The sequence below is a fragment of the Streptosporangium roseum DSM 43021 genome (assembly GCF_000024865.1).
Classification (GTDB): domain Bacteria; phylum Actinomycetota; class Actinomycetes; order Streptosporangiales; family Streptosporangiaceae; genus Streptosporangium; species Streptosporangium roseum.
Genome location: NC_013595.1, coordinates 3,814,301 through 3,837,266 on the forward strand (window position 1 = coordinate 3,814,301; position 22,966 = coordinate 3,837,266).

The following is a 22,966-nucleotide window of genomic DNA, read 5'->3' on the forward strand; positions in this document are numbered from 1 at the left end:
CTACTTAGGTAACGCTTACCTTAGTATGTGGCGGTCGCGGCTCGGCCGAGCCGGTTCGTTACAGCTTGGGAGGGCGGCCGCCTGTGTCCGCTATTGAAGAAGCGACGGCGTACTGGCGTCGGCAGCTTGCTCCACTTCCGCAGGAAACGACCCTTCCGGTCGATTTCCCCTATCCGCTGTCGGCCACCGGGAACCGGGAGACGCGCAGCCGTACGGTCGCCGTCACCGCGCCGGAGGCGTCGCTGCTCGCCGGGTACGTCGCGCTGCTGCACCGCTACGGCGGGTCGGGCGACATCAGCGTCGGGTACGACGGGCTGCCGGTACGGATCGGGCTGGACGGCGGCACGAGCTTCGGCGAGCTGGTGCGGCGGGTGACCGCCGCCTGCCGGGAGGCGCGGGCGCACCGGATCCCGCTGTCGGATCTCGTCGCCGAGCTGCGGCCGGAGCCCACGCGCGGCGGCGGGCTGTTCTTCAACACGGGCTTCAGCACGGGCTTCAGCACGGGCATCGGCACGGGCATCGGCTCCGCGCCGGGCTTCGAGACAGGTTCCGCGCCGGGCTCCGACACGGGTTCCATGCTGAGTTCCGTGCAGGGTTCCGCGCTGGGCTCCGACACGGGGTCCGCGCAGGGTTCCGTGCCGGGCTCCGCGACGGTGGAGGCCGCCGGGCCACTGGACGTGGTCCTGGAGGTCGCCGCGGGGCAGGCCCGGGTGACCTACCGCCCGGACCTGTTCGAGGCCGCGACCGCCGACCGGCTGCTGGGCCACTACGCGACGCTGCTGGCCGACGGCCTGGCCAGGCCGGACGTCCCCGTCGGCGAGCTGGAGCTGCTGAGCGAGGAGGAGCGGCACAGGATCCTCGTCGAGTGGAACGACACCGATCACGCCGTCCCGCCGCTCACCTGGCCGGAGATGTTCGCCGAGCAGGTCCGCCTGCGGCCTGACGCCGTCGCCCTCGTGTTCGAGGACATTTCGCTCACCTACGCCGAGCTGGACGAGCGCGCCAACCGGCTGGCCCACGCGCTGATCGCGCGCGGCGCCGGGCCCGAACGCGTGGTGGCCCTGGCCCTGCCCCGGTCGGCCGAGCTGATCGTCGCCGAGGTGGCCGTCCTGAAGTCCGGCGCCGCCTACCTGCCGGTGGACACCGACTACCCGGCCGACCGCATCGCCTACATGCTGGCCGACGCCGCGCCCGCCTGCCTGGTCACCACCGCCGACATGGTGGCCGACATCCCCCCGTGCGCCGGGCTGGAGGTGATGGTCCTCGACGCGCCGCAGACCGAGCGGGAGGTGGCGGCCCGCCCGGGCCACGACCCGGCCGAGGCCGACCGGGGGCGGCTGTCCGTCCTCAACGCGGCATACGTGATCTACACCTCCGGCTCCACCGGCCGTCCCAAGGGCGTCGTGCTGTCCCACAGCGGCGTCGCCAAACTCGTGGCCACCCAGAGCGAGCGCTTCGGCATCGGGCCGGACAGCCGCGTCCTGCAGTTCGCCTCACCCAGCTTCGACGTGGCCTTCTGGGACCTGTGCCTCGGCCTGCTCTCCGGAGGGCGCCTCGTCGTCGTGCCGACCGAGCGCCGGGTGCCCGGCGCGCCGCTCGCCGACTACGCGAACGCCAACGGCATCACCTTCATGATCCTGCCTCCGGCCCTGCTCGCCGCCATGCCGGACGACGTACGGCTGCCGCCCGCCGCCACCCTGCTGGCCGGCACCGAACGCGTCTCACCCGAGCTGGTCGGCCGCTACGCGCGCGGCCGGATGATGTTCAACGCCTACGGCCCGACCGAGGCGACCACCAACTCCACCCTCGGCCTGTGCGACCCCGACACCCCGTCGGGCACCATCGTGCCCATCGGCGGCCCCGACCCGGGGACCCGGGCCTACGTGCTCGACACCCGGCTCAGGCCCCTGCCCGCCGGGGCCACGGGCGAGCTGTACCTCGGCGGCGCCGGGCTGGCACGCGGCTACCTCGGGCGGCCGGACCTGACCGCCGAACGGTTCGTCGCCGACCCCTTCGGAGCCCCGGGGGAGCGCCTGTACCGCACCGGTGACCTGGTGCGCTGGAAGGCCGACGGGCGGCTGGAGTTCCTCGGCCGCGTCGACTCCCAGGTGAAGATCCGCGGCTTCCGGATCGAGCCCGGCGAGATCGAGTCCGTACTGCGGGGGCATCCGGCCGTGCATCAGGTCGCGGTCGTGGTCCGCGAGGACCGGCCCGGCGACCGGCGGCTGGCCGCCTACGTCGTCCCGTCGCTGGACGCCGAGGCGGGTCACGACGAGACCGAGCAGGTGGAGGAGTGGAAGGAGCTGCACGAGCTGCTCTACTCCGCCGCCGGTTCCGAGGGCTTCCAGGAGAACTTCGCGGGCTGGAACAGCACATACGACGGCCTGCCCATCCCGCTGGAGGGGATGAGGGAGTGGCGGGACGCCACGATCGGCCTCATCGAGGAGTCGCGGCCTCGCCGGGTGCTGGAGATCGGCGTCGGTAGCGGGCTCATCCTCTCCCGCGTCGCCCCGAACTGTGAGACCTACTGGGGTACGGACGTCTCCGAGGAGGCGGTACGGGCACTGCGCGCCCAGGTCGGCGCGGTGGCGGAGCTCGCCGACAGGGTGGAGCTGCGCGCCCAGCCCGCGCACGACGCCACCGGGCTGCCCGAGGGCTTCTTCGACACCGTCGTCATCAACTCCGTCGCCCAGTACTTCCCGAGCGTCGAATACCTGGCCGGCGTCCTGCGCGCGGCCGCGACGCTCCTGGCTCCCGGCGGCCGTGTCTTCGTCGGCGACGTGCGGAACCTGCGCCTGCTGCGCTGCCTGCGGGCGGCCGTCGAGACCCGGCGCGGCGACGGCCCGCAGGACAAGCAGACCCTGCTGGCGGCCGTCGAGCGCTCCATGGCGTGGGAGGGCGAGCTGCTGCTCGACCCCGACTTCTTCGCGACGCTGGAGGACTTCGACGCGGACATCCGCGTCAAGCGGGGCGCCCATCACAATGAGCTGACCCGCTACCGCTACGACGTGGTGCTGCGCAAGCGGACCGCCACTTCCGCGTCTGCCGTCTCCGCACCTGCCACTTCCGCGCCTGCCGCCTCCGCGCCCGGAGCCATCGTGCCGGGCGATGCCGTACCAGGAGCTTCCTTACCGGGAGCCTCCGTATCAGGAGCCTCCGTACCGGGCGACGCCGAAACGCCGGCCCTGGCCGGCGCGGAGGCGGAGGCGGAGGAGGTCCGCTGGGCCGGGCTCGGTGGCCTGGACGCCCTCGACGCGCGCCTGGCCGGCCGTCCCGACCGGCTCCGGGTCACCGGGGTGCCCAACGCCCGGCTCGCCGAGGACCTCGCCGACCTGGGCGCCCTTGAGGACAGCAGCCGTCCCGCCGCCCCGGCCGGCGCACCCGACCCCGAGACGCTGCACGCGCTCGGGGCCCGGCACGGCTACCGCGTGGCCGTCACCTGGAACGGCCACGCCGACGACGGCGGCCTCGACGTGCTCTTCGCCACCGGGGACACCCCGCTCGCCGCCCCCTACCGCCCGGACGGCGGCTTCCCGCACGCCAACCGGCCAGCGCCGTTCCGCGACATCACCACCCTCATGAAGTCCCTGCGCTCGTACACGGCCGGGTGGCTGCCCGAGTACATGGTCCCCTCCGCGTTCGTCCCCCTCGACAGGCTCCCGGTCACCCCGAGCGGAAAGCTCGACGGCGCCGCGCTCCCGGCCCCCGACTACGCCGCCCTCAGCTCCGGCCGCGCGCCGCGCGGCGCCCGCGAGGAGCTGCTGTGCGCGCTGTACGCCGAGGTGCTGGGCCTGGGGCAGGTCTCCGCCGACGACGACTTCTTCGCCCTCGGCGGAGACAGCATCATCGCCATCCAACTGCTCATCCGCGCCCGCAAGGCCGGCGTGCAGCTCACCTCCCGCGACGTCTTCCGGCACCGTACGGTCGCCGCGCTGGCCCGGGTCGCGCTGGACCGCGCGGACACCCCCGGCGGCGCCCCCGACGCCGCCGGCGACCTCGCGCTCGTCCGGCTGCCGGAGGCCGAACTCGCCGAGATCCAGGGCGAGCACCCCGTCACCGTCGAGGACGTGCTGCCGCTCAGCCCGCTCCAGGAGGGCTTCTTCTTCCACTCCCTGCTGGACGGCTCGGACGGCGACGCCTACGTCGTCCAGCAGGTCATCGAGCTGGCCGGTCCGGTCGGTGGCGAGAGCCTGCGCCGCGCCGCCCAGCGCCTCCTGGACCGGCACGCCCCGCTGCGCGCCTGCTTCCGCCAGCGCCCGGACGGCCGGCCCGTGCAGATCGTCGCCGACCGGCTGGACCTGCCCTGGCGTGAGGTGGACCTGTCCGCGCGGGACGCGGAGGAGCAGCGACCGCTCATCGACGCCGTCACGGCCGACGAGCGCGCCCGCCGCTTCGACCTGGCACGGCCGCCGCTGGTGCGATGCGCGCTGGTACGGCTCGGGCCCGACCGCAGCCTGCTGGTGCTGACGTTCCATCACATCGTGGCGGACGGCTGGTCGCTGCCGGTGCTGCACCACGAGCTGATGGCCTCCTACGGAACCACCCCGGCCGCGCTGCCCGAGCCGGCCCCCTACCGCGAGTACCTGCGCCGCCTGTCCGCGGCGGACCGCGACGCCGCCCGCGCGGCCTGGCGGAGCGCGCTCGGCGGGCTCGACGAGCCGACCCGCCTGGTCGACGTCCCGGCGGACGGCGCCCCGCTCCGGCCCGGGCAGGTCCGCATCGAGCTGCCCGAGCGCGTCACCGCCCAGCTCGCGGCCCGCGCGCGAGAGCACGGGGTGACCCTCGGCACGGTCGTGCAGAGCGCCTGGGGCCTGCTCCTCGGACGGCTGACCGGCCGCCAGGACGTGGTCTTCGGCACCACCGTCTCCGGCCGCGACGCCGAGGTCGACGGCATCGAGTCCATGGTCGGGCTGTTCATCAACACCCTGCCGACCCGCTTCCGGTGGCAGCCCGCCGACACCCTCGCCGAGCTGGTGGGCCGGCTCCAGGACGAGCAGGCCGCACTCCTGGACCACCAGCACCTCGGCCTCGCCGAACTCCAGCGCCTCACCGGGCTCGCGGGCGGCGGCGAACTCTTCGACACCCTCGTCGTCTTCGAGAACTACCCGGCCGGCACCGGCCTGGCCGACCCCTCCGGCGCGGTCCGGATCACCGGCCACGAGTTCCACGACGCCGTCCACTACCCCCTCGCCCTGATCGTCAAGCCGGGCCGCCGGCTTGACCTGCGCCTGAAGCACCACGCCCAGCGGCTGGACGGCGCGGCCGTGCAGCGGATCGCGGACCGGCTGGTCCGGATCCTCCAGGCCCTGGCCGCCGATCCCGGGCGGCGCGCCGCCCGCGTCGAGCTGCTGTCGGGCGAGGAACTGACGCGGGCGCAGCCGGCGGGGCAGGAGCGGGACGTCCCCGCGACCACCCTGGCCGCCGCCTTCGAGGCCCAGGCGGCCCGTACCCCGCGGGCCACGGCGGTCGTCCACGAGGACGAGAGCCTCACCTACGAGGAGCTGGACGCCCGCGCCGAGGCCCTGGCCCGCCGCCTGCGCGCCCGGGGCGCGGGTCCGGAGCGGATCGTCGCGGTCGTCGTGCCGCGCTCGGCGGAACTGATGGTCGCCCTGCTCGGCGTGCTGAAGTCCGGCGCGGCCTACCTGCCGGTCGACGTGGACTACCCGGCCGACCGCGTCGCCTACATGCTCACCGACTCCGGTGCGAGGACGGTCGTGACGACCGCCGCCACCGCCTCGCGGCTGCCCGGGGTCGACGGGCTCGTCCCGCTCGTCCTCGACGCCCCGGACCCCTCGGACACCCCGGACACCGGGGACGCCCAGGACCGCGTGGACTCTCCGGACTCTCCGGACTCTCCGGACTCCTCGGATGCTCCGAATCCCCCCGACGCCCCGGACCCCTCGAACCCCTCGGACACCGGCGACCGCCGGGGCGCCGGTCCCGCGCCGGCGGTCGCCGGTCCGGACGACCCGGCATACCTGATCTACACCTCCGGCTCCACCGGCCGGCCCAAGGGGGTCGTCGTCACCCACCGCGCCATCGTCAACCGGCTGGCGTGGATGCAGGGCGAGTACGGCCTGCGCGCCGACGACCGGGTCCTGCAGAAGACGCCCTCCAGCTTCGACGTGAGCGTCTGGGAGTTCTTCTGGGCGCTGTGCGAGGGCGCCGCCGTGGTGCTCGCCAGGCCCGACGGGCACCGCGACCCGGCCTACCTGGCCGAGCTCATCCGCCGCCGGCGCGTCACGACGATGCACTTCGTGCCGTCGATGCTCGAGGCCTTCCTGCGGGCCGAGGAGATCACCGCCGACCCGTCCTGGGCGGCCTCGCTGCGCCGCGTCTTCAGCAGCGGCGAGGCGTTGCCCGGCGCCGCCGCCACGCGCTGGCAGGCGCTCACCGCGGTGCCGCTGCACAACCTGTACGGGCCCACCGAGGCCGCCGTCGACGTCACCTACCACGCCTGCGACGGCTCGGCGGACACCACCGTGCCCATCGGCCGCCCGGTCTGGAACACCGGGCTGCGGGTGCTGGACTCCTGCCTGCGCCCCGTGCCGGCCGGTGTGCCCGGCGAGCTGTACCTGACCGGCGTGCAGCTCGCCCGGGGCTACCACGCCCGGCCCGGCCTGACCGCCGAGCGGTTCGTGGCCGACCCGTACGGCGAGCCCGGCGGCCGCATGTACCGCACCGGCGACCTGGTGCGCCGCCGGGCCGACGGCACGGTCGACTACCTCGGCCGCACCGACCGGCAGGTCAAGCTGCGCGGCAACCGCATCGAACCCGGCGAGATCGAGGCCGCCCTGACCGGCCTGCCCGCCGTCGCCCAGGCGGCGGTGACCGTCCACGGGTCGGCGCTCGTCGCCTACGTCGTCCCCGCCGGCGGCGAGCCGGCCCCCCTCGACACCGCCGCGCTGCAGGCCGCCCTCACCGGGGCGCTGCCCGCGCCCATGGTGCCGGGGGTGTACGTGGCGCTCGACGCCCTGCCGTTGACCCCCAGCGGCAAGCTCGACCGCAACGCCCTCCCCGCTCCCCAGCCGGTACGGGCCGGGGCTCGCGCGCCGCGCGACGAGCACGAGCGCGCCCTCACCGAGATCTTCGCCGCCGTGCTGAGGCTCGACGGGGTCGGGGTCGACGACGACTTCTTCATGCTCGGCGGCGACAGCATCACCTCGATCGGCGTCTCCAGCCGCGCGCGCCGGGCGGGGCTGGACCTGAGCCCCCGCGACGTCTTCGAGCACCGGACCCCCGCCGAGCTGGCGGCCGCCGCCACGGCGGCCGCCGTCGCCGAACCCCGCGACCTGACCTCCACCTTCGCGCTGACCGACGAGGAGACCGAGCGCGTCCGCCGCCTCGGCGCCGGCTCGGTGGAGGACATCTGGCCGCTGGCGCCCCTCCAGGAAGGGCTGTTCTTCCACTCCACCTACGACGACAGCGCCCTGGACGTCTACACCGTCCACGAGTCCTTCGACTTCGCCGCCCGCGTCGACGCCGCGCGCCTGCGCGCCGCCACCGGGGCGCTGCTGGCCCGCAACCCCAGCCTGCGCGCCGGGTTCACCAGCGACGGCCTGCGCCGGCCGGTGCAGTTCATCGTCGCCGACCCCGAGATACCGCTCGAAGAGGTCGACCTGTCCGGGCTGCCCGCCGCCGAGCAGGACGCGCGGCTGCGCGAGCTGATGGACGCCGAGCGGACCCGCAGGTTCGACCTGGCCCGGCCGCTGCTCTTCCGGATGCTGCTGATCCGCCTCGGCGAGGACCGCGGCGACCGGCTCGTCATCGGCCGGCACCTGCTGCTGTGGGACGGCTGGTCCGCCTGGCTCTTCCTCGACCAGCTCTTCGCGCTCTACGAGACGGGCGGTGACGGACGCGAACTGCCACGGCCCGGCTCGTACCGCGACTACCTGACCTGGCTGGAGGCCCAGGACACCGGGGTCGCCACCCGCGCCTGGCGCGCCGCCCTCGGCGGCCTGGACGAGCCCACCCTGCTCGGCTCCGCCGACCGGGGCCTGGAGCCGGTCATCCCGGAGAGCCTGGAGGCCGTCCTCCCCGCCGGGCTGGGGGAGCGGCTGCGCGAGACCGCCCGCGGGCACGGCCTGACCCTCAACACGGTGCTCAACACCGCCTGGGGCCTGGTGCTGGCCAGCGCCACCGGCCGCACCGACGTCGTCTTCGGCACGACGGTCGCGGGCCGGCCGAGCGAGGTGCCCGACGTCGAGAACGTCATCGGCATGTTCCTCAACACCGTCCCCGCCCGGATCGCCTTCGCCCCGGCCGAGACGGTGCTGGACCTGCTGCGGCGGGTCCAGGGCGAGCGCCTGGCCCTGATGCCGTACGAGTATCTGGGCCTGGGCGTCCTGCAGGCCGAGACCGGCCACCGGCAGCTGTTCGACACCCTCTTCGTGCTGCGCAACAGCGACACCGAGGAGCGGCTCGCCGAGCTCGCCGACCGGCACGGCGCCACCGCTGTGGCCAACGTCGACGCCACCCACTATCCGGTCAACCTCATCGTGACGCCGGGGGAGCGGATCCGGGTCACCCTCGCTCACCGGCCCGACGTCATCGCCCGCCCGCGTGCCCAGGCCCTGCTGGACCGCTTCACCCTGCTGCTGGAGCGGCTGACGCGGGACCTGGACGCGCCCGCCGGCAGCCTCGACCCGCTGCTGCCGGCCGAGCACGCCAGGCTGGAACGGGAACGGGCCGCGAGCCACGTGCCCGCCCCCCGGGAGACCATCGCCGACCTGCTCGCCGCCCAGGCCGCGCGCACCCCCGAGACGACCGCGCTCGTCTTCGGCGGGCAGAGCCTCACTTACGCCGGCCTGGACGCCCGCATCAACCGCCTGGCGCGGCTGCTGCTCGCGCGGGGCGCGGCGCCGGAGAAGGTCGTGGCACTGGGCCTGCCGCGCTCCATCGACATGGTCGTCGCGCTCTTCGCCGTACTGCGCACGGGCGCCGCCTACCTGCCGCTGGAGCTGGACCACCCGGACGACCGGCTGACGATGACGCTCGCCGACGCCCGCCCGGCGTTGCTGCTGTCCACCGCCGCCGTCTCCGCGCGGCTGGAGGACGGCGTCCCGGACCTCCCGCGCGTCCTGCTCGACGACCCGGCCGTGGCCGCGGAACTGGCCGGGCTCGACGGCACCCCGGTCACCGAGGCCGACCGCCCGCGCTTCAGCCTGGAACACCCGGCCTACGTCATCTACACCTCCGGATCCACCGGGCGCCCCAAGGGCGTCGTCACGCCGTACCGCGGCCTGACCAACATGCAGCTCAACCACCAGAGGGAGATCTTCGCCCCGGCCATCGCCTCCGCCGGCGACCGCCGGCTGCGCATCGCGCACACCGTCTCCTTCGCCTTCGACATGTCGTGGGAGGAACTGCTCTGGCTGGTCGAGGGACACGAGGTGCACATCTGCGACGAGGAGCTGCGGCGCGACGCCGAAGCCCTGGTCGCCTACTGCGAGACCCACCGCGTCGACGTCGTCAACGTGACCCCCACCTACGCCCACCTGCTGATCGAGGAAGGACTGCTCGACGGCCACCGCCCGCCGCTGGTGCTGCTCGGCGGCGAGGCGGTGTCGGAGACGGTCTGGAACCGGCTCCGCGACACCGAGGACACCTACGGCTACAACCTCTACGGCCCCACCGAGTACACCATCAACACCCTCGGCGGCGGCACCGGCGACAGTCCCACCCCCACCGTCGGCCGCCCCATCCGCGGCACCCGCGCGCACATCCTGGACGCCTGGCTGCGCCCCGTCCCCGACGACGTCCCCGGCGAGCTGTACATCGCCGGCATCGGCCTGGCCCGCGGCTACCTCGACCGGCCGGGCCTGAGCGCCGAGCGGTTCGTCGCCGACCCGTACGGCGAGCCCGGCGAGCGCATGTACCGCACCGGCGACCTGGTGCGCCGCCGCGCCGACGGCAACCTGGACTTCCTGGGCCGCACCGACGACCAGGTCAAGATCCGCGGCTACCGGGTGGAGCTGGGCGAGATCGAGACCGCGCTCGCCCAGCACCCCCAGGTCGCCCAGGCCGCCGTCATCGCCCGTGACGACCCGTCCGCCCCCGGCACCCAGCGCCTCATCGGCTATCTCGTGCCCGCCGCGCTCACCGGCGAGGAGCGGGAATCGGCCGAGCGGGAGCGGATCGGCGAGTGGCAGGAGATCTACTCCGACGAGTACGAGCAGATCGGCACCGCCGTCTTCACCGAGGACTTCGCCGGGTGGGACAGCAGCTACGACGGGCTGCCCATTCCGGTCGAGCAGATGCGCGAGTGGCGCGAGCAGACCGTCGCCCGCATCCGGGAGCTGCGCCCGCGCCGGATCCTGGAGGTCGGCGTCGGCTCCGGGCTGCTGCTGTCGCGCCTGGCCCCCGACGCGGAGGCGTACTGGGCGACGGACTTCGCGGCCCCGGTGATCCGCAAGATCGGCGAGGACCTGCGCCGCGACCCCGAGCTGGCGGCCAGGGTCGAGCTGCGCTGCCGGCCCGCCCACGTGACCGAAGGGCTGCCCGTCGGCTACTTCGACACGATCGTCGTCAACTCCGTCATCCAGTACTTCCCGAGCGTCGGGCACCTGACGGCGGTCATCCGGAGCCTCATGCGGCTGCTGGCGCCGGGCGGCGCGCTGTTCGTCGGCGACGTGCGGAACCCGCGGCGGGCCCGCGCCTTCCACACCGGCATCCAGCTCACCCGCGCGGGGGAGGGCGCCGGCCCCGAGGACGTCCGCCGGGCCGTCGATCGCGGCCTCGCGCTGGAGAAGGAACTCCTCGTCGACCCCGACTACTTCACCACCCTGGGCTTCGGCGCCGACCTGCGCACCAAGCGCGGGCATCACCACAACGAGCTGTCGCGCCACCGCTACGACGTCGTCCTCTACGACGGGGAGGCCGACGTCCGGCTCGGCGACGAGCCGGTGCTGGAATGGGACGGCGGGCTCGCCCGCCACCTGCGCGAGCAGCGGCCGCGGCGGTTGCGGGTGACCGGCGTCCCCGACGCCCGCGCCGCCAGCGAGCCCGGCGCGGCGGTGACCGGGGGAGTGGAGCCCGAGGCGCTGCACGCGCTCGCGGCCGAGGAGGGCTACCGGCTGCTCACCACGTGGTCGAGCGAGCCGGGCGGCTACGACGCCGTCTTCGTGCGGGGCGAGTTCCGGACCACCTCGGGCCTCTACCAGCCGGGCGGCGGCGAGGCCCCCTACGCCAACACCCCGACGGCGGCGCGCGACACGAGCGGCCTCGTGCGGCTCCTGCGGGAGGACCTCCGGCGGCGCCTGCCCGCCTACATGGTGCCGGCCGCCTTCGTCACCCTCGACCGGCTGCCCATGAACGACAACGGCAAGCTCGACGCACGGGCGCTGCCCGACGTCGAACCGGCGGCGGGGCCGACCGGCGGCCGCGGGCCGCGGACCCCCCGGGAAGAGGTGCTCTGCCGGCTCTTCGCCGAGGTCCTGGGGCTGCCGCAGGCCGGCGCCGAGGACAGCTTCTTCGACCTCGGCGGCCACTCGCTGCTCGCCACCCGGCTCATCAGCCGGGCCCGTACGGAACTGGGCGCCGAACTCGCCATCCGCGACCTGTTCGAAGCCCCCACACCCGCCCTGCTGGCCGGCCGGGCGGACACCGGCCGGCCGGCCCGGCCGGCCGTCGAGCCGGCGGCGCAGCGCCCCGAGCGCGTCCCGCTCTCCCCGGCGCAGCGGCGGCTGTGGCTGGCCGAACGGCTCAGCGGCGGTGACGCCTACCACTTCCCGCTCGTCTTCCGGCTGCGTGGCGCGCTGGACACCGGCGCGCTCCACCAGGCGCTGCGTGACGTGGCGGGCCGCCACGAGGCGCTGCGCACCGTCTTCGCCGAGCACGAGGGCGAGCCGTACCAGTCGATCGTGCCCGCCGCCGAGGCCGAGCCGCGCCTCACCGTCGAGGACTGCCCGCAGGAGGAGCTGGAGGCCCGGATCGGCGCCGCGGTCGGCCGCCCGTTCGACCTGGGCGCCGAGATCCCGATCCGGGCCGAGGTGCTGCGGGTCGCCCCGGACGACCACGTGGTGGCGGTCGTGCTGCACCACATCACCACCGACGAGTGGTCCGACCGGCCGTTCCTCACCGACCTGGGCACCGCCTACCGGGCCCGCGCCGAGGGCCGGGCGCCGCGGTGGACGCCGCTGCCGGTGCAGTACGCCGACTACACCCTCTGGCAGCGGCGGCTCCTCGGCGAGCCGGCCGGCCACGACGGCGAGGGGACGCGCCAGCTCGCCTTCTGGACCGGGACGCTGAACGGCCTGCCGGAGGAGATCCCGCTCCCACTCGACCGGCCCCGTCCCGCCGAGCCGACCGGCCGCGGCGGCACGGTGCGCGCGGAACTGCCCGCCGACACCTCCCGCGCCCTGCGCGCCCTGTGCGCCGAGACCGGCACCAGCATGTTCATGCTCCTGCAGGCCGCGGTCGCCGCCCTGCTGCACCGGATGGGAGCGGGCACCGACATCCCCCTGGGGGCGCCGATCGCCGGCCGCACCGACAGCGCCCTGGACGACCTGGTCGGCTTCTTCGTCAACACCCTGGTGCTCCGCGCCGACCTGTCCGGCGACCCGACGTTCACCGAGCTGCTGGCCCGGGTCAGGAGCGCCGACCTGGCCGCCTTCGAGCACCAGGACCTGCCCTTCGAGCGGGTGGTGGAAGCGCTCAACCCGCCGCGCGTGCCGGGCCGCAACCCGCTGTTCCAGGTCATGCTGGGCTACCACTACCGCCCCGACGGCGACCCGCAGGTGCTCGGCCTGCCCACCGAATGGTGGCCGGCCCGGATCCAGACCGCGAAGTTCGACCTGGACTTCACCTTCGTCGACCACGCCGGCGAGGAGCGCGTCACCCTCCTGCTGGAGTACGCCGCCGACCTCGCCGACCCGGGGACCGCCCGCTCGCTGGCCGGGCGCGCCGTCGACCTGCTGGGCCGGCTGGCCGCGGACCCGGACCGGCCGATCAGCCAGGTGCCCGTCCTGACCGAGGAGGAGCGCCGGGCTTCCCTGGGCGCCTGGAACGCCACCGCGCGGCCGGTGGAACGGCGCACGGTCCCCGAGCTGTTCGCCGAGGCCGTCCGGGACCGGGGCGACCAGGTCGCGCTCGTCGCCGACGGCCGCCCGTTCACCTTCGGCGAGCTGTCGGCCAGGGTCGACGGCATCGCCCGGCTGCTGCTGCGGCGCGGGGTGACCGCCGAGAGCGTGGTCGGCCTGGCCCTTCCCCGGGCCGAGATGGTGCCGGCGATCCTCGGGGTGCTCGCCGCGGGCGCCGCCTACCTCCCGCTCGACCCCGGCTATCCGGCCGAACGGCTGGAGTACATGCTCGACGACGCGGCGCCGGTCTGCGTGCTCACCACCGCGGCCCTGGCCCCCGCGCTTCCCGCGGGGCGGGCCGGGACGCTGCTGCTCGACGACCCGGGGACCGGGCCGTCCGGGGGACCGCCGTCCGACGACGCGGCAGCCGGGCGGGCGCCGAGGCCACCGCTCGACGGCCCGGCGCCGGAGGACCTCCCCGCCGCCCCGCCGCCGTCGGCCGCCGCGTACGTCATCTACACCTCCGGCTCCACCGGCAGGCCCAAGGGAGTGGTCGGCACCCACCGCGGCCTGAGCAACCTGTTCGGCTCGCACCGCGAGGACCTCATCGAACCGGCCGTCCGGGCCGCCGGCAGGCAGACGCTGCGCGCGGTGCACGCCGCGTCCTTCAGCTTCGACGGCTCCTGGGAGCCGATGCTCTGGCTGCTCGCCGGGCACGAGCTGCACGTCGTCGGCGAGACCACCATGACCGACCCGGCCGCCCTGCTGGACCATCTGGCCGCCGAGCGCATCGACTTCGTCGACCTCACCCCCACCTACCTGCAGGAACTGGTCCACCTCGGCTTCCTCGACCCCGGCCGTCACCGCCCGGGGGTCATCGCGGTGGGCGGCGAGGCCACCCCCGCCCCGCTCTGGGACCGGCTGTGCGCGCTGCCCGGAACGGTGGTCCACGACCTGTACGGCCCCACCGAGTGCGCCGTCGACGCCTACGGATGGCACGGTGGCGGCGGCCCGGACGGGCCCCGGCCCTGGGCGGCGCCGGTGGCCAACACCCGCGCCCACGTGCTGGACGCCGCGCTGCGACCGGTCCCCGCCGGGGTGCCCGGCGAGCTCTACCTGGCAGGGGAGGGCCTGGCCCGCGGCTATCTGGGCCGCGCCGGGCTGAGCGCCGAACGCTTCGTGGCCGACCCGTTCGGGGCGCCCGGCAGCCGCATGTACCGGACCGGCGACCTGGTGCGCCGCCGCGCCGACGGCACCCTCGCCTTCCTCGGCCGGGCCGACGACCAGGTGAAGCTGCGGGGTTTCCGCATCGAGCTCGGCGAGATCGAGGCGGTGCTGCGCGCCCACCCCGGCGTGTCGCAGGCCGCCGTGGCGGTCCGCGAGGACACCCCCGGCGCGCGGCTGCTGGTGGCCTACACGGTCCCCTCCTCCGGCCGGGGCGCCGACCCCGCCGAGCTGCGCGCGCACGTCGCCGCCGCGCTGCCCGAGCACATGGTCCCGGCGGCCTTCGTGGAGCTCGCCGCCCTGCCGCGGTCGGTCAGCGGCAAGCTCGACCGCCGCGCGCTGCCCGCCCCGGATCCGGCGGCCGCCACGCCGGGGCGGCGCCCCCGCGACGCCCGCGAGGAGATCCTGTGCGAGCTGTTCGCCGCCGTGCTGGGCAGGGAGCGGGTGGGCGTCGACGACGACTTCTTCGCCCTCGGCGGCCACTCCCTGCTGGCGATGCGGCTGGCCGGCCGCGTCCGCACGGCGCTGGGCGCCGAGGTCACCCTCCGCGCGGTCTTCGAGGCGCCCACCGCCGCCCGGCTCGCCGAGCGGCTGCGGGAGAGCAGGGACGGCGCGCCCGCCCCCGCCCCGGCCCCCGCTGTCCGGCCGGAGTTCCCGCCGCTGTCCTCCGCCCAGCAGCGGCTGTGGGTCCTGTACCGGCTGGAGGGCCCGAGCGCCACCTACAACATCCCGACGGCCTGGCGGCTGTCGGGCCCGCTGGACCTCGACGCCCTGGCCGCCGCCGTACAGGACCTGGCGGTCCGGCACGAGAGCCTGCGCACGGTCTTCCCCGAGCGGGACGGGCGCCCCCACCAGCTCGTCCTCGACCCGGACCGGGTCCGCGTCCCCACCCGCACCGAACAGGTCACCGAGGACGAGCTCCCCGGACGGCTGGCCGAGGCGGCCGGGCACGGCTTCGAACTCGACCGCGAACCGCCGCTGCTGGCCCGGGTGTTCCAGGTGGCGCCGGAGGAGCACGTGCTGCTGCTGGTGGTCCACCACATCGCCGGCGACGAGTGGTCGGACCGGCCCATGCTGCGCGACCTCACCACCGCCTACCGGGCCCGCCGCGAGGGCCGGGCGCCGCGGTGGGAGCCGCTGCCGCTGCAGTACGCCGACTACGCCCTCTGGCACCGCGACATGCTCGGGGACGGCGACGACCCGGACAGCCCGCAGGCACGCGGGCTCGCCTTCTGGCAGCGGACCCTGGCGGGACTGCCCGAGGAGCTGGCGCTCCCGGCGGACCGGCCCCGCCCCCAGGAGAGCAGCCACCGCGGCGGGGCGGTCGGCCTGTCGCTCACCCCCGAACTGGAGCGCGGCCTGCGCCGGCTCGCCCGGACCCACGGCGTCAGCATGTTCATGGTGGCCCAGGCGGCCGTGGCCGCGCTGCTGCACCGGATGGGAGCGGGGGAGGACATCCCCCTGGGCGCGCCGATCTCCGGACGCACCGACGAGCGGCTGGAGGACCTGGTCGGGTTCTTCGTCAACTCCCTGGTGCTGCGCACCGACCTGTCCGGCGCGCCGACCTTCGGCGAGCTGCTGGAACGGGTGCGCGAGACGGACCTGGCCGCCTACGAGCACCAGGACCTGCCGTTCGAGCGGCTGGTGGAGGCGCTCAACCCGGCCCGCTCGCTGGCCAGGCACCCGCTGTTCCAGGTGATGGTCGTCTACCTGACCGACCAGGGCGGCGCCCCCGACCTGCCGGGACTGACCGCGCGGCCCGAGCCGCTCGGTCAGGAGACCGCCAAGTTCGACCTGAGCTTCGACTTCGTCGAACAGGGCGACGGCAACGGCATCCAGGGCTGGATCGAGTACAGCGCCGACCTGTTCGACCACGGCACGGTCGAGCGGCTCGCCCGGCGGCTGGTACGGCTGCTGGAGCAGGTGACCGCCGACCCCGGCCGCCCGGTCCGGCTGCTGGAGGTGCTGGAGGAGCGGGAGCACCGCCTGGTCGTCGGGGAGTGGAACGACACCGCGCGAGCGGTGGAGCCGGCCACCCTGCCGGAGCTGTTCCGCGCCCAGGCGGAGCGGACGCCGGAGGCGCTCGCCCTGGTCTCCGGCGACGAACGGCTGACGTACGCGGAGCTGGACGCCCGGGTCGAGCGCGCGGCGCGGACGCTGGCCGGCATGGGGGCCGGCCCCGAGCGCACGGTGGCGGTGGCGCTGCCGCGTTCGGTGGAGCTGGTGGTCGCCCTGCTGGCGGTGCACCGGGCGGGCGCGGCCTACCTGCCGCTGGACGCCGACCTGCCGCGCGAGCGCGTCGCGTTCATGCTGAGGGAGGCCGGTCCGGTCTGCGTGCTGCGCGACGGGCTGCCCGACGGCCCGCCGGGAGAGCTGCCCCGCTCCTACGATCCGCGGCACCCGGCGTACGTGATCTACACCTCCGGCTCCACCGGCCGGCCGAAGGGCGTGGTGGTGCCGCACGAGGGCATCGTCAACCGCCTGCTGTGGATGCAGGACGCCTACGGCCTGACCGCCGCCGACCGGGTGCTGCAGAAGACGCCCGCCGGCTTCGACGTGTCGGTGTGGGAGTTCTTCTGGCCGCTGATCACCGGTGCGACGCTGGTGGTGGCCAGGCCGGACGGGCACAGGGATCCCGCGTACCTGGCCGGTCTGATCCGGCGGGAGCGGGTCACCACGGCGCACTTCGTGCCGTCGATGCTGCGGGCGTTCCTGGACGAGCCGGACGCCGCGCGCTGCTCGGGGCTGCTCCGCGTGATGTGCAGCGGCGAGGCGCTGCCCGCCGCCCTCGCGTCCCGATTCCACTCCCTGCTCCCCGCCGAACTGCACAACCTGTACGGGCCGACGGAGGCGTCCGTCGACGTGACCGCCGCCCCGGTCCCGCCCGGGGCGGCGGACGTCCCGATCGGCCGGCCGGTGTGGAACACCCGGGTGTACGTGCTGGACGACGCGCTGCGCCCGGTGCCGCCGGGCGTCGCCGGGGAGCTGTACCTGGCGGGCGTCCAGCTCGCCCGGGGTTACCTGGGCCGTGCCGGGCTGACCGGTGAACGGTTCGTCGCCGACCCGTACGGCGCGCCTGGCACGCGCATGTACCGCACGGGTGACCTGGCGCGGTGGAACCGGGACGGGGCGCTGGAGTTCCTCGGCCGGGCCGACGACCAGGTCAAGGTCCGGGGCTTCCGGATCGAACTGGGGGAGATCGAGGCGGTGCTGTCCCGCCACGACGCGGTGGCGCACGCCACGGTGGCCGTCCGCGAGCAGCGGCTGATCGCGTACGTCGTCCCCGCTCCCGGCCGGGCGGCCCCCGGCGCGGCGGCCCTGCGTGACCACGCCGGCGCCGCGCTGCCCGGCTACATGGTCCCGGCGGCCTTCGTCGCCCTGGACGCCCTCCCGCTCACCCCCAACGGCAAGCTCGACCGCAAGGCCCTGCCGGCGGCCGACTTCGCCGCCGAGGTGACCGGCACCCTCCCGCGCACCCCGCGCGAGGAACTGCTGTGCGAGCTGTTCGCCGCCGTCCTGGGCCTCGGACGTGTCGGAGCCGAGGACGACTTCTTCACCCTCGGCGGTGACAGCATCGTCGCCATGCAGCTCGTCGGCCGGGCCCGGGCGGCCGGCCTGGTGATCAGTCCCCGGGACGTCTTCCGGCACAAGACGGTCGCCGCGCTGGCCGCCGTCGCCGGCGTGCCGGACGCCGCGGACGGCGCGGCCCCGTCCGCCGCGCTCCTCACGCTCACCGAGGACGAGCGCGCCGAGCTGCCCGCCGCGGGCGCCGCGGAGATCCTGCCGCTGACACCGCTCCAGGCCGGCCTGCTGTTCCACGCCTCGTTCGACTCCGGCGACGGCGGACCGGACGTCTACACGGTCCAGGTGTCCTACGACATCGACGGCCCGCTGGACGCCGCCCGGCTGCGCGAGGCCGGGCAGGCCCTGCTCGACCGGCACGACAACCTCCGCGCCGGCTTCCGCTACCTGTCCTCCGGCCGCCCGGTAGCCGTCGTGCCGCGTACGGTCACGCTGCCCTGGCGCCAGGCGGACCTCTCGGAGCTGGACGAGGCGGCCCGGGAAGCCCGGTGGACCCACTACCTCGCCCAGGAGCGGCGGCGCTTCACCCCGGCCGAGCCGCCGCTGCTGCGGCTGATGCTGGTCCGCCTGGGCCCCGGCCGCCACCGCCTGGCGCTGTCGCACCAGCACCTGCTGCTGGACGGCTGGTCGCTGCCTCGGCTGGTGGGCGAGCTGTCGGAGCTGTACGCCCGCGGGACGGACCTCCCCGGCCCGCCCGCCCCGTACCGGGACCACCTCGCCTGGCTCGCCCGGCAGGACGCCGCCGCCTCCGCCGTCGCCTGGGCCGAGGCCCTGGACGGCCTGGACGGGCCCACCCACCTGGCGCCCGCCGACCCGAACCGGGCCCCGGTCGTGCCCGAGACGCACACCACGCACCTGACCCCGGAGCTGACCGAGGCCCTGACGGCTCTCGCCCGCTCCCGCGGCCTGACCGTCAACACCCTGGTCCAGGGCGCCTGGAGCATCCTGCTGTCCCGGCTCACCGGCCGCGACGACGTGGTCTTCGGCGCGACCGTCTCCGGACGGCCCCCGGAGCTGGACGGCGTCGAGTCGATGATCGGCCTGTTCATCAACACGGTCCCGGTCCGCGTCCGCGTCCGCGACGGCGAGCCCCTGGAGGCCTTCCTCGGCCGCCTCCAGGACGAGCAGTCCCGCCTCATCGCCCACCAGCACTCCGGCCTGGCCGACATCCAGCGGCGGGCCGGGCTGGGCGAGCTCTTCGACACCCTCGTCGTGTTCGAGTCCTACCCCGACGTCACCGGTCCCGCCCCCGGGGCCGGCGAGGGCCCGCGCATCGCCGTACGCGACCACCAGGACTCGACCCACTACCCGTTCACCTGGGCGGTCGAGCCCGCCGACCGCCTCGTCCTGACCGCCGAGTACCGGCCCGACCTGTTCGACCGTGCGACGGCCGAGCGGATGACCGCCTCGATGGTGCGCCTCTTCGAGGCGATGGCGGCCGACGCCGGGCAGCCCGTCGGCGGAGTCGACATCCTCGGCCCCGCCGAACTCCACACGATCCTGCGGACGTGGAACGGCACCGCCCTTCCCGCCGCCCCTGGCACGCCCGCCACCGTCCCGGCGCTCTTCGAGGCCCAGGCCGCCGCCACCCCGGACGCCGTCGCCCTCGTCTCGGGCCCGGTCACCTGGACCTTCGCCGAGCTCAACGAGCGCGCCAACCGGCTGGCCCGGCTGCTCGCCGAGCACGGCGCGGGACCGGAGCGGATCGTCGCCCTGTCGCTGCCGCGCTCGGCGGACTTCATGCTCGCCGTCCTCGCCGTGCTGAAGTCGGGCGCGGCCTACCTGCCCATCGACGCGGACCTGCCCGCCGAGCGGGTGCTCGACATGCTCGACGACGCCCGGCCCCGGCTCATCCTGGCCGGCGCGGAGCAGGCCGCCGCCCTGCCGGCCGGCGGCGTGCCGCTGCTCCGGCTCGACACCCCGGAGACCGCCGGACGGCTCGCCGCGCAGCCCGGCGGCGACCTCACCACCGCCCCGGACCCCCGGCACCCGGCCTACGTCATCTACACCTCCGGCTCCACCGGCCGGCCCAAGGGCGTGGTGGTCTGCCACCGCAGCGTCGTCAACCTCTTCCACAGCCACCGCCGCACGCTCCACGACCCGGCCAAGCGCGCCACCGGCCGCCGCCACCTGCGCGTCGGCCACGCGTGGTCGTTCTCCTTCGACGCCTCGTGGCAGCCGCAGCTGTGGCTGCTGGACGGGCACGCGCTGCACATCGTGGACGACGAGACGCGCCGCGACCCCGAGCTGCTGGCCGCGCTCATCCGCGGGCAGGAGCTGGACTTCATCGAGGTCACGCCCTCCTTCTTCGCACAGATGGCCGACGCCGGCCTGATCGAGGACGGGGAGTGCCCGCTCGCCGTGGTCGGCGTCGGCGGTGAGGCGGTGCCGGACTCGCTCTGGAGCGACCTGGCCGGCCTGCGCTCCACCGAGGCGTTCAACCTCTACGGCCCCACCGAGGCCACCGTGGACGCCCTGGTCGCCCGGGTCGGGGACAGCGGCTCCCCGCTGGTCGGCCGCCCGGTCGGCAACACCCGCGCCTACGTGCTCGACGCCGCCCTGCGGCCCGTCCCGCCGGGTGTCACCGGCGAGCTGTACCTCGCCGGGGCGGGCCTGGCCCGCGGCTACCTCGGCCGGCCGGGCCTGACCGCCGAGCGGTTCGTCGCCGACCCCTACGGGCACCTGTCCGGCGAGGCCGGCGCGCGCATGTACCGCACCGGTGACCTGGCCCGCTGGGACGCCGACGGTCGGCTGGAGTACGGCGGGCGCGCCGACGACCAGGTCAAGATCCGCGGATTCCGGGTCGAGCCGGCCGAGATCGAAGCCGTGCTGGACCGGCACGAATCCGTCGCCCAGGTCGTGGTCGTCGCCCGCGAGGACCGTCCCCGGGTCAGGCAGCTGGTGGCCTACGTGGTCCCGGCCGAGAGCGCCGGGCCTCCGGATCCGGCCGCCCTGCGCGCCCTCGCCGCGAGCGCCCTGCCCGACTACATGGTCCCGGCGGCGGTGGTGATCCTGGACGCGCTGCCGCTGCTGTCCAACGGCAAGCTCGACCGCCGGGCGCTGCCGGCGCCGGACTTCACGGCCGTCGGCGGCCGTGAGCCCACCGGCGACGTCGAGCGCGCCCTCCACGCGGTCTTCGCCGAGGTGCTCGACCTTCCCGGCCTCGGCGTCGACGACGACTTCTTCGCCCTCGGCGGTGACAGCATCGTCGCGATGCGGCTGGTGAGCCGGATCCGCGCGGCGGGCCTGAGGATCACCCCGCGTCAGGTCTTCCAGCACCGCACGGTCGCGGCCCTGGCCGCCGTCGCCGCCGCGTCGGGCCCGGACGCCGGGGCGCGCGCATCCGGCGACGGCACGGGCACGGTCCCGCTGACCCCGATCATGCACGCCCTGCGCGAGCGCGGCGGCCCGATCGAGGGCTACCACCAGGCGGCGCTGCTGCAGACCCCCGCGGCCCTGGACGAGCCCGGCCTCAGGTCGGTGCTCCAGGCCGTGGTGGACCGGCACGACATGCTGCGGGCCCGCCTGGAACGGCCGCATGACGGCACCGGTCCCGCCGGGGACGGCGAGGGGCGGCCGTCGCGAGGTGGGGCGCAGGCCGTACGGCCACCCGGTGGAGAGACCGGTCCCGGCGGGCGGTGGTCGCTGCGGGTGCCCGCCCCGGGCACGGTGGACGTGGGGTCCTGGCTCGTCCGGGTCGACACGGCCGCGACCGGCGAGGCGGCGCTCCGCGCGGCCGTCGCCGAGCACGCCCGCGCGGCCCGGTCCCGCCTCGACCCGGACACCGGCGCCATGGTGCAGGCGGTCTGGTTCGACGCGGGCCGGGAGCGGCCCGGACGGCTGCTGCTGCTGATCCACCACCTGGCGGTGGACGGCGTGTCCTGGCGCATCCTGCTGCCCGACCTCGCCGCCGCCTGGCAGGACGTCGCGGCGGGCCGGCCCGTGACGCCGGTGCCGGCGGGCCTGTCGTTCCGCGACTGGTCGCACCTGCTCGGCGAGCGGGCCGGGGACCCGGCCCGCGAGGACGAGCTGCCGCTGTGGACCTCGATCCTGGAGGGCGGCGACCCGCTCCCCGTGGCGCGCCCCCTCGATCCGGAACGGGATGTGGCCGCCACCTCGCGGCAGCTGTCCCTCACCCTGCCCGCCGACCGTACGGCGCCGCTGCTGGGCCCGGTGCCCGCCGCCTTCGGGGCGACCGTCAACGACGTGCTGCTGACCGCCCTGGCGCTGGCCGTCGCCGACTGGCGCCGCCGCCGGACGGACGGGCGGAGCCGCGGCACCTCGGTGCTGGCGGACCTGGAGGGCCACGGCCGGCAGGAGGAGTTGGCCGCCGACGCGGACCTGTCGCGCACGGTCGGCTGGTTCACCAGCGTCGTCCCGGTCCGCCTGGACCCGGGTGAGGTGGACCTGGCCGGCGCGCTCGCCGGCGGAGCCGCGCTCGACGAGGCGCTGGCCCGGATCAGGCGGCACCTGGCCGCCCTGCCGTCGGCAGGCATCGGCCACGGCCTGCTGCGGCACCTGAATCCGGTGACCGGGCCGGAACTGGCCCGCCGTCCGGAGCCGCAGCTCCAGTTCAACTACCTGGGCCGTTTCGGCGTCCCCGAGGCGACCGACTGGTCGTGGGCGGCCGAGGGCGAGGCGGCGGAGCTGGGCGACGATCCGCGGATGCCGCTGTCCCACGCCCTGGTCGTCAACTCCCTGACCGAGGACCGGCCCGGAGGGCCGGAACTCGTCGCCTCCTGGTCCTTCGCCTCGGGGCTGCTGACCGAGGAGGCGGTCCGGGACCTCGCCGAGACCTGGTTCCGGGTGTTGGAAGCCCTGGTGGTCCGCGCCCGAGCGCTGGCCGCCGCCCCCCTACACACAGCAGAGGAGAATCCGGCATGAGCAACCCGTTCGACGACCCCGAGGGCGTCTACACCGTCCTGGTCAACGATGAGGGACAGCACAGTCTGTGGCCCGAGTTCGCGGAGGTCCCGGAGGGGTGGACCGTCGCCCACGGTCCGGGCACCCGCCAGGAGTGCCTGGAGCACATCGAGGCCAACTGGACCGACATGCGCCCGAAGAGCCTCATCGAGTCGTAGCCGCGCACACGGAGGGGGCCGGGCCGCGAGACGTCTCGCGGCCCGGCCCCCTCCGTGTGC

At 75.5% G+C, this 22,966-nt stretch carries 2 protein-coding genes; both read left to right on the plus strand.

Annotated elements, in window-relative coordinates; all coding sequences use genetic code 11:
• Positions 1-83 precede the first annotated feature (83 nt).
• Positions 84-22,709, plus strand: coding sequence for a non-ribosomal peptide synthase/polyketide synthase (locus tag SROS_RS16835; protein WP_012890148.1), 22,626 nt, complete (start codon positions 84-86; stop codon positions 22,707-22,709).
• On the plus strand, positions 22,706-22,906 hold the full coding sequence (locus SROS_RS16840; RefSeq protein ID WP_012890149.1) for an MbtH family protein: 201 nt from the start codon (positions 22,706-22,708) through the stop codon (positions 22,904-22,906). The genes SROS_RS16835 and SROS_RS16840 overlap by 4 nt, the downstream gene beginning before the upstream one ends.
• Positions 22,907-22,966 lie beyond the last annotated feature (60 nt).

Bases quoted from the DNA above. Each gene is read 5' to 3' on its own strand.
- SROS_RS16840 (WP_012890149.1), top strand. From the start codon at position 22,706: ATGAGCAACCCGTTCGACGACCCCGAGGGCGTCTACACCGTCCTGGTC.